Annotated in this window: 9 protein-coding genes; 2 read left to right on the forward strand and 7 right to left on the reverse strand. The window is 37.5% G+C overall.

Features of this window, described 5'->3' with window-relative positions:
* Positions 1-38: 38 nt before the first annotated feature.
* From E2I05_RS09440 to cmoA, 7 genes are all read right to left on the reverse strand, one after another.
* Positions 39-1361, reverse strand: a complete 1323-nt coding sequence (locus E2I05_RS09440; protein ID WP_121855121.1) for a S41 family peptidase — start codon at positions 1359-1361, stop codon at positions 39-41.
* A gap of 378 nt (positions 1362-1739) precedes the next feature.
* Positions 1740-3320 (reverse strand): IS66 family transposase, encoded by a 1581-nt coding sequence (tnpC, locus tag E2I05_RS09445; RefSeq protein ID WP_133309591.1) that lies wholly within the window; start codon positions 3318-3320, stop codon positions 1740-1742.
* Positions 3321-3403: 83 nt separating this feature from the next.
* Entirely contained in the window at positions 3404-3751 is a 348-nt protein-coding gene (tnpB, locus tag E2I05_RS09450) for an IS66 family insertion sequence element accessory protein TnpB (RefSeq protein WP_133309592.1), read from the reverse strand.
* Entirely contained in the window at positions 3748-4050 is a 303-nt protein-coding gene (gene tnpA, locus E2I05_RS09455; protein WP_133309533.1) for an IS66 family insertion sequence element accessory protein TnpA, read from the reverse strand. Before tnpA ends, tnpB begins: the two co-directional genes overlap by 4 nt.
* Before the next feature lie 248 nt (positions 4051-4298).
* A complete protein-coding gene (locus tag E2I05_RS09460; protein ID WP_133372225.1) occupies positions 4299-5975 on the reverse strand; it encodes a gluzincin family metallopeptidase in 1677 nt (558 codons plus the stop codon).
* 139 nt (positions 5976-6114) lie between these two features.
* Positions 6115-7107 (reverse strand): tRNA 5-methoxyuridine(34)/uridine 5-oxyacetic acid(34) synthase CmoB, encoded by a 993-nt coding sequence (gene cmoB / locus E2I05_RS09465; RefSeq protein ID WP_121855158.1) that lies wholly within the window; start codon positions 7105-7107, stop codon positions 6115-6117.
* Positions 7104-7835, reverse strand: coding sequence for a carboxy-S-adenosyl-L-methionine synthase CmoA (gene cmoA, locus E2I05_RS09470; RefSeq protein WP_121855159.1), 732 nt, complete (start codon positions 7833-7835; stop codon positions 7104-7106). The genes cmoB and cmoA overlap by 4 nt, the downstream gene beginning before the upstream one ends.
* Before the next feature lie 206 nt (positions 7836-8041).
* On the opposite strand from cmoA, the gene E2I05_RS09475 reads away from it, so the two are divergent.
* Complete coding sequence (locus tag E2I05_RS09475) at positions 8042-10786, forward strand: transporter substrate-binding domain-containing protein (protein WP_244935431.1); 2745 nt, start codon at positions 8042-8044, stop codon at positions 10784-10786.
* 233 nt (positions 10787-11019) lie between these two features.
* The gene (gene aspS, locus E2I05_RS09480; protein WP_121853628.1) at positions 11020-12798 is read left to right on the forward strand and encodes an aspartate--tRNA ligase; all 1779 of its coding nucleotides are present in this window, start codon (positions 11020-11022) and stop codon (positions 12796-12798) included.
* Positions 12799-12853 lie beyond the last annotated feature (55 nt).

The raw sequence follows: 12853 nt of genomic DNA on the forward strand, positions 1-12853 counted from the left end.
AGGACGACTCTGTGCCAAAAGCGGACAATGGTAACGCCCTAATCAGAAGCTGCTTTAACGGTTGGCTGAGTTAGTTTGTTATGTATTGTTCTTGAATTTATATCGTTTATTATCCATTCAAACTGTCTATCTTTACCTTCTGAATAATCAGGCCATGACGTTTTAATTATAATGTCTGGTTGTAACCCATTACTTTGTTCGTCTTGCATTTTGAATAAGCGTTTAGAGAATTGAACAGGCCAATTTGAGTTAGGTAATACAAACCTATCGGCATCTTGGTACCCGTACGGATTTCCACCAGTGGGTTCACCTACTAACTTAGCATTAAGAATCTGCCGATACTGAGCTGCGTTACTCACTCCAGCAGAAAACGTCGCTTTTCCGACTAATGCATAAATACCATTTTTCCAATCCAGTCCATCTACTATAACGAGCATTTGAGCTAACAAAAGTCCTTCAAAAAAGTTACCTCCGCCATTATGTCTAAAGTCAATTATCAAATTGGTAATCTGACTTCGGCTCAAATGTTTTTCAACACTATCAGCAAACATTAACATTTTGATAATGCCAGGATATCCGTCAAACCTAATGTATGCTGATTTTGTATGAGCATTTGCAGAAAGCCATAGCCCATCTGTAGACTCTAATACTTCCCCAAACAATGAATTGTGTTTTACTATACTTTCCGTTACTGCTTTTTTTAGTTTATTGTGAGGGATTGAAGTAAGCGTTATTGATATTTTTTCTTCAGTTTCTCCCGAGAATTCGAAGTTCGCTACATTGAGTTCTTTTGTAATACCTAGTCCAAAGAGAACTTCAGCGACATTAATCGTTGAAGGTAAATAGTGTTCGAGAGAATGTTGATTGTCTACGGCTTGGACAACAGGCTTAACTCGTTTCATAGCTTCATTAATGTCTACACCATCAATACCCACTAACTTTTTCCCGAGAAGGTGACTGAGTTCTGGTGAAGTTTTTATCACTCTCAGCTGTTCATCAAATAACTTAAAATAAATAGGAAATCTTGAATATTCATGTCCCCGATAACTAAATAAAGTATGCCCATCACCAATCAGTCGAGTAATCCTCATCATTTCAGTCATTAATTGGTACTTGTTAATACTTGGTAAAGATGTTTTTAAATTTAATAACTCTGATTTTAAATCTTCCTCACTAATCGTGTGGTAAAGGTTGATGTGCCTTTTTTCCAATTCTGAAGAAAAAAAGTCTATGTCTGATGACCACTGACTAACCTGAGCGGGATTAAATGGGAGTAACCGCTCATCAAGCTGATTATCGGTTGACTGTTCGCAACTCAGCATGAGTATCAATACGGTTATCAATGAAAATATTTTATTCAACAACAACTCCTTGTATATAATATTGAATTAGCGAGACCTTGCAAGGTAGGCTACCTTGCAAACTTTATAAAAACAATAGTAAAGCGAACGTCTGATATTCGCTCAAAAGCCTACTTTAGAGTATTTGCGTTAACTAGCTTTGGGGCAAAAACGAGCTAGAAAACAAAACATTACAGCTCATTCAGTGTGATACTTTATTATTTGGTCTGACACAGGGGGTTATTGCCCAGTATGAATCTTTATTACCTCACCACAATAATATAAAAACTTGTAACGCAGTAATGGACGCCTTTCTTCTTGCCCTTTGGAAGCTCATCAGTGACCAAACTACATTCCTAATTGGCTTGACGTAGAACGTAAACGTCCGCTGAACTACATCTAGCCCAGCTTAACATTCCATGGCAGCAAGCTTTCAAGCTCGATCGGTGATTTTGCGAGTTCTTCTAAGCAATGATTGATGTAATCAAAAGGAATTAGACCGTTAGCTTTTGCAGTTTCGATTATGCTGTAGAGCATGGCGCTGGTTTCAGCACCTTTGTGATTGATGTTGAACAACCAATTTTTTCTGCCGATGACGAACGGTTTTACTGCTCGTTCGGCACGATTATTATCGATATTCAACAAGCCGCTTTCTGTGTAGCGTTTTAATTTACTCCACTGATTTAAGCTGTAAGTAATGGCTTCACCTAGTTTGCCTTTACTTGATACTTGCAGTGCTGACTTATCCAGCCAAGCTTTAAAATCTGCCAAGATAGGTTCGGACTTAATTTGTCTTTTTTTCATTTTTTCATCAACAGATAAGTCAGCAATGTTTTTCTCTATTGCATACAGTTTTTGAATGAAACTGATGGCGACATTGACCTTACCAACTTTGGTTTTCCCTTGCGCTGTCTGAGCTTCAATAAACTTTCTTCTTGCATGCGCCCAGCAACCGACAAGCTCAGCGTTAACCTTTTGATAAGCCGCATAGCCGTCAGTTTGCAGGTAACCATTAAAATCCCCCAAGAACATCAATGGACAAGCACCGGAGCGACTGCCATTTTGATAATCAAACAGCACGATATTACGCATGATGGAAACGCCTTTAAATGCCATATTACTCGATGCTGGTGAATCAGCACCTGAGCAATACACCCAAATATACGATTTCGCTCGTTCATCATTGATGACTTTTACTGTAGTTTCATCTGCCTGAATCACGGGTTGTGAAAGCTGTATTTCTCTCAACCGTTGATGCAAGGGTTTAAATAACGCACCGCATTTCATCATCCAGTCCGACATGGTGCGTCGACTGATTTCAATACCATGTTGTTTGAACATGGTTTCTTGTCGATAAAGCGGTAAGGCATATTGATATTTACTGGTGATAATTTGACTGAGCAAACTCGGCGTAGCATAACCTTTTGGTATTGGACTGCTAGGCACAGATGCTTGCTTGATGTTGGGTTGAGTACCGCTTTTCTCACAATGCTGGCAGCTGTACTTTAAGCGAATATTTTCTATAACTTTAACTTTAGCAGGGATAAACTCCAGTTTTTCACTGACATCCTTGCCCATTTGTTGAAGCTGATGACCGCAACAGTCACACTGTTTGTCTGCTTCATCAATGTCATGGATCACTTGAACACGTGGTAAGTGTTTAGGTAATGGTTTGCGTTTAGGCTTTTCTTTTGTCTTTGGCGGAGTGGTTTCTCGCTCAGGTGTGGTATCAGCTTCTAAAATATCGTCTTCAACCAGAGTTTCAGCTTCATTAAACAATTCACCTTGAGCCTCACAAACTTCACTGCTTCGACCAAAGCGATGATGCTGAGCTAAACGAAATTGCTCCAGTAAGGTTTGATATGATTGATTTAACTCTGCAATTTCACTGTCCTTACTCTCAAGCAAAGCCTGTTGCTTCAACAGTAATTGTTGGAGTAAGGCGTTGTCGTCGAGTAAAGATTGGATACTTTTGGTCATGGCATTATTTTACCAAAAACCAAATGATAATAGGCGATATCAGTGATCTAATTAATGAAATCAACATCCGTTTTAGCGATCAATCAACAATAACTTTCAACAAAAACTTGTTGATGACCAACGACATCGTAACCTGAAAGTAACCAGTGAAATTGCTGCTCAGAAAGCACCATCTGCTCGGTATCAATCTTGGCTGGCCACTTGAACTTGTCTCTTTCCAGTTGTTTATACCAAAGCGCAAAACCTGTTTTATCCCAATAAAGGATTTTAAGTTTATCTCGGTTTTTGTTGCAGAACACAAACACGCTGCCATCGGTAGAAGGCAATTCCATTTGTTGTTCAACAACGGCGCTTAACCCATTAATCGATTTACGAAAATCAATGAAGTCACGGTATAAATACACATTGGGCAATTGTTGAAACATAATCATGATTGCAATCCTTTGATGACATCGATAATAATTTGAGGAGGTATTTGAGCAGGGAAAATTAAATCACCTATCTTGGTTTCAAGTTTGATCACTGGCTGTTGAGCTGGAATGGGGGGAGCTGATGCAGTAGTAACAACGGCTTGAGTAAAACTTGATTGTTGCTTCGATTTTTTTTTGTGAGTGTAAAAGCAACTGATGGCCAACTTATACTTGCGGCAAAAAGCGGTAACGGTTAATTCACTTTCGCTTTGCTGCCTTACCAGAGCTTGCCACTGTTCAGGTGTTTTTCGGTTTGTCATGCCGCGTCTCAATAGTTGAAAAGTGGCAAAGATTTTAAGGGATGGTTTTTACTCTGAAAAGATGGGGTTTACTGCACGGTTACCGTAGAACAGCTATGACTTCACCAATTACGCTTGTATTTTGCCCGTTGATTGAGCAATGAGTAGAACGTAATTGAGTGCAGATTGGTATAATTAACAAGTAGTTAAAGATGATATCCAAAAAATATTTGTTTTACTCAGTTTTAGGTGGCTTATGTGAAAGTAGGCTAATGTGTTTCGAAAGATAAATATACATCATCGATTAATTCGGATGGTGAAATATCTATTTTTAATATTTTCTCAACTTGTTGTTGAAATGAAAACCTGTTTTCATTGACTACCAATATGTCAAAAAATAGATTGTTATTTTGCTGACTTTTACTTTGTCTGTATAAATATCCGCCTACTTTTTTTTGCCATAGCTTTTGATAATACATGGGTCCCTGTTCTATGATGCCGTTAAAACTGAGTGGGAATGAAACGTTCGAAGAAAGCGCTGAACCAAAATGGGCTTGAAAAAGTGCATCAACATCAGATTGCAAATGATTTTTTCGATAAAGGTTTAATGCCACTTTTGCACGAAGTATTTCGAGTTGTTCAAGATATTGGTTTGCAAGTAATAGCCTTGGGTATGAACCTAAGCCTTTAATTTCAAGTTGATCGACTAAATACTCTGCTAACCATTTATCACTAATTTTACTGTAGTCATTGTTATTTAATGATTTACTGGTTAAATAATTTGGTGAAGCATCACTAAACGCTGCAACAATTTTTGATAGTCGTTGTACAAAATTATCTACTTTACGGAAACTTTTTAATTCAGTGGGCGATGATAAGCTTGCTTGTCCGAATTGATAACCAACGATAGGGTAGCGTATTGTTTTACTATAAATTTTTGTGTGTTTATTGGAAAGGTTAATTGTAATATCACCGAGTAAGCGATTATGTAACCACACTCGGTAAAGTTCAGCGTTTATCTCCTCGAATTTTAATCCTAATTTTTGAAATTTTGTGAAGCTTTCTGTTAAAAGTGAATGGGTACTAATTGGCTTAAAGTTTTGCTCAGAAATAGCCTGTAATTCTCGACCAATACTCCAAGGTGCAATATCTAAAGAATCTGAAAAATGAGTTAGAAATTGTTCGACTAGTTCGGGGCTATTCAAATAATTATTTGCCAATTTAAGTTGGGAAAAATCATCAAACCCTTTTGATGTGGCCTGATGCTGGCGTAAGTCAACAACTTCAAGAAGTGGACGCTTCAACATGTCTCTTTGGTAATACGTTTCCCATACTGCTTTTCTACATGAGTTATTTGGCTGCCTCAAAAGGTATCGGGCTATGGTGATTTCCAATTCATCTTCTTGTTTTTCCTGTAATGAAGGATCTAGCTTACAATTAATGTCATGAATTATTAATCGTGGTTTTAATGCCAAAAACTCACTGCGAAATACCGATTCGTAGGTTCTTAATTTCGCTTTTTGAGTTTCTGTTAGTTGATGCAATATTGAATTTTCAATTTGTGTTGCAAGTTGACGGTAAGAACGATGAGAAGAGCCTTTCAATTGCAACAAAAATTGCTGTGTACTGTCATTTAATAAGAATTGATTCCAAATGTCGCTCAATCTGATTTGGCAGTTTATTAGTGATGCTTTATCGTCGTGATTTAACTTGTTATGTAGAAAATAATTGATATTGTCATTGATATTATTAATCGTGAGATTTTGTTGCTCAAAATGATGTAGAGTATTATCTAATCCTTTGCTATTAATTATATTAATAGGTTGAATATTGAGGCATTGGGCAGTGATAAAATCAACAGGTGCGGTTTTGGCTGATGCAATGGTTGAAAAAAACACCAGTGCTGTCAATCTGAAGATCATTTTTATATGTAAGCTACACTTCAACACATAACACCTTTAATAAATTTAACATTGATTACATCTCGATTACTCTGAAGAAATGAATACACGCCCTTCACGAAGTGACTAAGTAAAAGTAGCTTTATGATAAGCGCGTAGATTCATAGACTAAATGGATGTTTTGTTAAAGTAAATCAGAGTTTGGCTGATTTTTAACGGCAATTATCGTTGCTCTCTTCGGAGCAGGGTAGCCTTCAACTGTTTTGGTTATATCATTTGGATCGAGGTAGTCAACAAGAGACTCATTCCGCATCCAATCAGTGCGTCTTTGCTCAGCGAGTGATGTTATGTCTTCGTCTACACATCGTACATTAATAAAATCACACTTTTCTAACCAACGAATAAGTGTTGCAACAGAAGGCAAGAACCAAACATTACTCATTTTTCCGTATCTATCAGCCGGAACTAATGATGAGTTTTCATCACCATCAATAACCAATGTTTCTAAAACTAACTCTCCACCAGTTCTCAGTTGATCACGTAGTTGTAAAATATGATCAATGGGTGAGCGACGATGATACAAAACTCCCATCGAAAACACAGTATCAAAAGCATCAAGTGGTGGTAACTCTTCTATACCCAAAGGTAATAGGTGGATTGGTAGTTCAGCACCTGCAATGCGTTTTACCGCTTCGAATTGGCATAAAAATAATACAGACGGGTCAATCCCAACTACACGTTTAGCACCGCAGCCGAGCATTCGCCACATGTGATAACCACTGCCGCAACCGACATCAAGCACCGTTCTGTTCGCTACTGGCGAAAGGTGTGGAGCGATACGTTCCCATTTCCAATCACTACGCCATTCTGTGTCAATATGAATACCATGTATATGAAAGGGCCCTTTACGCCAAGGGTGAAGCAGTTGTAGCAGATTATGCAACTTTTCTCGTTGTCCATCGCTAAGCTGCTCTCCGCTTCCAATTTCAACTTTATCATTAAAATTAAGAGTGTCAGGAACTGGGTAATGCAACTTATTGAGTATCTTTTCCCATTTAGGAAGGTTTCCATGTTTATTATTTCGTTGCCATTTGCCAAGTAAACTAGGCACAGTTTCAAGCCAATGCTGAAGGTTTGAATCAGAAATTTGCTGATAAAAAGAGCTGAAGTTAATCACTTAATTGCCACCATTGAAGCAAAGTTAAAACACTGAAACCAAATATTAAAATGTTGAAAGCCACATTCATTCATGCGTTGCTGATGTGTTTCAAGCGTGTCTGTTCGCATGACATCTTCAAGCGCGGTTCTTTTTTGGCTGATTTCGAGTTCGCTGTAACCATTTGCACGCTTAAAATCCAAATGTTGAGAATCTAAATGTTGCTGTATTATCTCGTCATTAAATTTCAATTTTTCTGATAGCACTAATACCCCACCAGGATTTAGTCCGTTATAGATTTTTTGAATTAATGCTCTACGATCACTCGGATCTAAAAATTGAAGAGTGAAATTTAGGACGACCATTGAAGCGTTGTTGATATCCACGTCACGAATATCACAGCAAATAAGTTCAACTTCAGTACTACTTTTGTAAGCGTTTATGTTTTCATAGCATCGTTCGATCATTGACTGGCTACTATCAACGGCAATGATACGGGAATTTGGGTGTTGAATATTACGACGTAAACTTATTGTCGCAGTACCTAAAGAGCAGCCAAGATCATAAACGTTAGTTTCAGGTTTGACGAACTTGTAAGCCATGTCACCAATTGTTTGAATGATTGTCGAGTAGCCAGGAATAGAACGTTTTATCATGTCATCAAATACACCAGCAACATTCACGTCGAAACTAAATTTGTCTATTTGCTGATTAGGTTCTGCATAGATAGTGTCTTGCTTGGGGGTCATTTAAGTAGATTCTTTTGTAAATCAATAACGCATTTTAACGAACCTAATGCAAATTCAGCAAGGGAGTGACTGGATATTTGTTGAGAAATCTTGTCTAATACAAACTGTAAACATTTTTGTTACATGTGCTCGTGTGCTAAGGAACGGCCTTGAAATCATATCTTTTAACTGTGTTTTATATCTTTTTTAGTTTTTTATCCTTCAATGTGAATTCAGAAGAAACTCCTCTTACTATCGCGGTAAGTGCTGAAAGTTTTCCATACCAATATAAAAGCGAGCAAGGCAACCCTAACGGTTTATTGATTGATTTGTGGAAAGAGTGGTCTAAAGTAAATAATCGAAAAGTTGAGTTCAAACTATTAAAATGGCAGCCATCACTGGATGCAGTTAAAGATGGAACAGCAGATATTCATGCTGGTATGGCGATGACTGAAGAACGAAAGTCTGACTTTATATTCGGCCCGAAAATCGTCAATGTTACTACCCATCTTTATTTACATCAGTCTCTCGCAAATAAAAATAAAATCGAACAACTCGCACCTTATCAAATAGGTATTGTTAAAGGCTCTGCACACAAAGGCAAACTCGATGGGGTTGGTGTAAAATTTTCGTATAAAGAGTTTTTATCCCGGAGTGATTTATTAAATGCAGCAATTAAGGGAGAGATATTAGTTTTTGCGGGAATGGAAGGGTTCTTACGCAAACGAGAGCGAGAAGAAAATGTTACAAGTTTGTATCCCTTAGAATCTCGTTTAGTTATTAGCGAAGTTAATCTTCACCCCGTAGTTAGGGCAAATAACGTTAAATTATTACAAAAAATTAAAAATGGTTTTAACCGTATTCCTAATACAAGAATCGAACAATTACAGCAACACTGGCTGGGTAATGAAAGTCGAGCTTCAGGTATCAGCATTGCTCTTGTTAAAGATAACAATCCATACTCCGATATAGGTGCTGATGGTCTACCTCATGGTATGCTTGTTGATATGTGGCGCTCATGGGGACAAAAAGTAGGTAAAGATGTCAACTTTATTTTCTTTGACGCACCTGATGGTAGAGAGGCTCTTCAAAATGGGCAAGTTGAAATTGCCCTTTCAAATACAAGTAGTGATGAACTTCCCGAATCCTTAATGCACTCTTGGAGGTTGTTTAATGTAAAGCATAGGTTTTTTGCCTACAAAAAACCTTTAAAAAAAATGCAAGACATTAATAACTTATCTGTAGGAGTTTTAAGCACTTCTAATTATTTAGAAATAATCAAAAGGCAGTTCCCGAAGATCACGATTACAGAGTTTAATTCTATTCAAGAAATGATACAAAGCAGTGAAAACAATGAAATTCGAGGTTTCATTGCACCAGCGGCGTGGGCACAACATCAATTATTGAAACTGAAAGTTTGGGCTGATTTTTTTCAGGAGCCTAATATTGAATACGTAGACGCTGTACATAGTTTGATTCAAGAAAAAAATATTGGCCTTAATTACAGTATTATTGATGGCTTTAATAAAATAGGACATAAAGAATTATCGGCACTTGAGAATAAGTGGATATTAAATTCATCTGATCGTGTCTTTTTTGAAACTGAAACGACATTACCTCTATCATCTGAGCAATTTGATTATTTAAATAAGCTTTCACCGCTGAAATTCGGATACTTAAATAGCTGGGCTCCTATGGAGTTCACTAATAAGTCAGGTTTATTTTCGGGAGTTAATAGTGAAGTTGTTGATCTTATTGAGAAACAATTAAAGCTCAATATTGAGCCAATAAGCTTTGATGATTGGCAATCTTTATATTCAGCCTTAGAAAAGGGTCATATTGACTTTGCTGGTAGCATGGCATCGACTGAAACTAGACAGGATTCTATTTTATTTAGTCAACCATACTGGCCGTCATTTTGGGCATTAGTTTCAAGTATTGAACATGCGGGGTTGTTTCGTTTAGATCAACTCGCAGAGTTAAGAGTTGCGGTTGTCGAAGGCTATGATTTACCGAATAGAATAATGTTAATTGAACCCAATATAAAGTTAATTTTAGTACCAGATAGTCAATCTGGTGTTAATGCTGTTGCCAATGATGATGCAGATATTTTCATTGATAATCTAATGACTTTATCACATTTATTAAATGAGTCTAAACACTACGATTTAAATTTATCTATGCTACCGGAACTTGGTACTCAGCAGAGTCATTTGGGTTTTAACCATAAGCTTAAGTATTTAATTCCAATGGTAGACAGCGTATTAAGGCAAGTTACCCAAGAAGAAAAGCAATTGTTTTATAAACGTTGGACACCTAAAGCAATCACTAACAACAATCATAAATATCGTAACTGGTTAATTTATGTCTCCATCGCTTTTGCTATTTCAGCTATTAGCTTTTTTATTTATTGGTTGTCTAATAAACGCTTACAAGCAGAAGTCACAAGAAGACAAAAAATTGAACAACAAATACAATACATGAATTCACATGACAATTTAACGGGATTATTAAATCGTAGGTTACTTGATGATCGTTTAACATCTGCGGTATTGACTCATAGTAGAGAGCAAACACGTTTTGCGGTGATGTTTATCAGCTTAGATAATTTTAAGTTGGTAAACGATACACGAGGGTATAATTCTGGCGATGAATTACTCATTGGTTGCGCCAATGCTATAGCGGGCACGATAAGAAGATCTGATACCTTGGCTAGGTTCGGTGGAGATGAATTTGTCATCATCCTTAATCGAGCACAAGAATTTGATGCAGTCTGCCAAGTAGCTGAAAATGCCCTTGCAGCTATAGCTAGAGTGGTAGAAGCAAAGGTACCTGAAATAAATGTGTCAGCGAGTATAGGAATTGCTTTCTATCCGATGGACGCAGACAGTCCGATTGAATTGTTAAAACAAGCAGATAAGTTAATGCAGCTTACTAAAGGCAATGATGAAAATAGCTACATGACAAGTTAATACCAATCACAGTAATTGGTATAACTCTAATTCGTTTAAATGAATTTTGGATGAAAAGCAAACAAAGTCTGTTGTTGTATATTGCCACGATGCTTTGGAAATGGTCGATAGTTCAGCTTCTGATTGTTTATTGCTTTGGTTGTGCGCATTAATTATCTATAATGTCGGCATTTCTCGGGTATATAACTCGTAATATTCTAAATAAAATTATTCGAACTAAGGGTATAAAATAAATGCGCAGTCATTATTGTGGAGACGTGAACAAATCTCACGTAGGCCAAGAAGTCACGCTAGTGGGTTGGGTTAATCGTAGCCGCGATCTTGGTGGTGTTGTATTTTTAGATTTAAGAGACCGTGAAGGTATCGTTCAGGTCGTTTATGATCCAGATTTAAAAGAATCATTTGAAATTGCCAGCACCTTACGAGCAGAGTTTTGTGTTCAAGTTAAAGGGTTGGTTCGTGCAAGACCTGATAGTCAAGTCAATTCTGGTATGAAAACCGGTGAAATTGAAGTGTTAGGTAAAGAGCTAATGATTATCAACAAATCAAAACCTCTACCTCTTAGTATGGATGATCATCAAAATAACAGCGAAGAACAGCGTCTTAAATATCGCTATTTAGACTTACGTCGCCCCGAAATGGCAGAGCGTTTAGTTTTTCGTTCAAAGGTGAGTAGTTTCGTTCGTCGATTTTTGGACGAAAATGGTTTTTTAGATATAGAAACACCTATCCTCACCAAAGCAACACCAGAAGGTGCTCGTGATTATTTAGTGCCTAGTCGTACTTATAAAGGCCAATTTTTTGCGTTACCTCAATCACCGCAAATCTTTAAACAATTGCTAATGATGTCTGGTTTTGATCGTTATTATCAAATCGTAAAATGTTTCCGTGATGAAGATTTACGTGCAGATCGACAGCCTGAGTTTACTCAAATTGATATTGAAACATCCTTTATGTCTGCTGAGCAGGTGATGGCTAAGACTGAAGAAATGGTTCGAGGATTATTTACTGAATTGCTTGGCGTAGAGTTAGGTGAGTTTCCTCGAATGAGTTATCAAGAAGCGATGCTTCGTTATGGTTCTGATAAACCTGACTTACGTAATCCACTTGAATTAGTAGATGTTGCTGATTTAGTAAAAAGTGTCGAATTTGCAGTATTTAGTGGACCTGCAAATGATGTGGAAGGCCGTGTTACAGCATTAAGAATCCCTACTGGGGCATCACTTTCACGCAAACAAATTGATAATTACACAAAATACGTCAACATCTATGGAGCTAAAGGCCTTGCTTGGATGAAGGTCAATGACTTGAGTGCAGGCCTTGATGGTATTCAATCACCAGTGCTTAAATTCTTAAACGAAGACATTGTAAATCGCATTATTAAACGCACACAAGCTGAAGCGGGCGACATTATATTATTTGGCGCAGATAAAGCGAACGTAGTTGCTGAGTCCATGGGAGCTTTGCGAATTAAAGCTGGTGAAGATTTTGAATTACTAAGTGGTGAATGGCGTCCTCTTTGGGTTGTTGATTTCCCAATGTTTGAAAAAGCAGCTGGTGGATTACATGCTGTACATCATCCATTTACAGCGCCACGTGGTATTACTCCTGAAGAACTAGAAGCAAATCCTGCAGATCAGATTTCAGATGCTTATGATATGGTTCTAAATGGTTGTGAATTAGGCGGCGGCTCAGTACGTATACATGACGCTAACATGCAGGCTGCTGTATTTAGAATTCTTAGCATTTCAGATGATGAAGCCGAAGAAAAGTTTGGATTCTTACTTGAAGCACTGCGTTACGGAACACCACCTCATGCAGGTTTAGCATTTGGTTTAGATCGCATAATCATGCTAATGACCGGTGCTCAATCCATTCGTGATGTGATGGCTTTCCCAAAAACAACAACGGCCGCATGTCCACTCACTGATGCACCAGGTTTTGCAAATCCTGTTCAACTTAAAGAACTCGGTGTTGAAGTCGTTGTTGAAGAGTCTGAAAAAGAAACATAATTTCTAGTCATATAAAAAGCCGAGGTTTTCCTCGGCTTTTTATTTTAGGTAGGAG

Origin of the sequence: Parashewanella spongiae (assembly GCF_004358345.1) — a bacterium.
Lineage (GTDB): Bacteria > Pseudomonadota > Gammaproteobacteria > Enterobacterales > Shewanellaceae > Parashewanella > Parashewanella spongiae.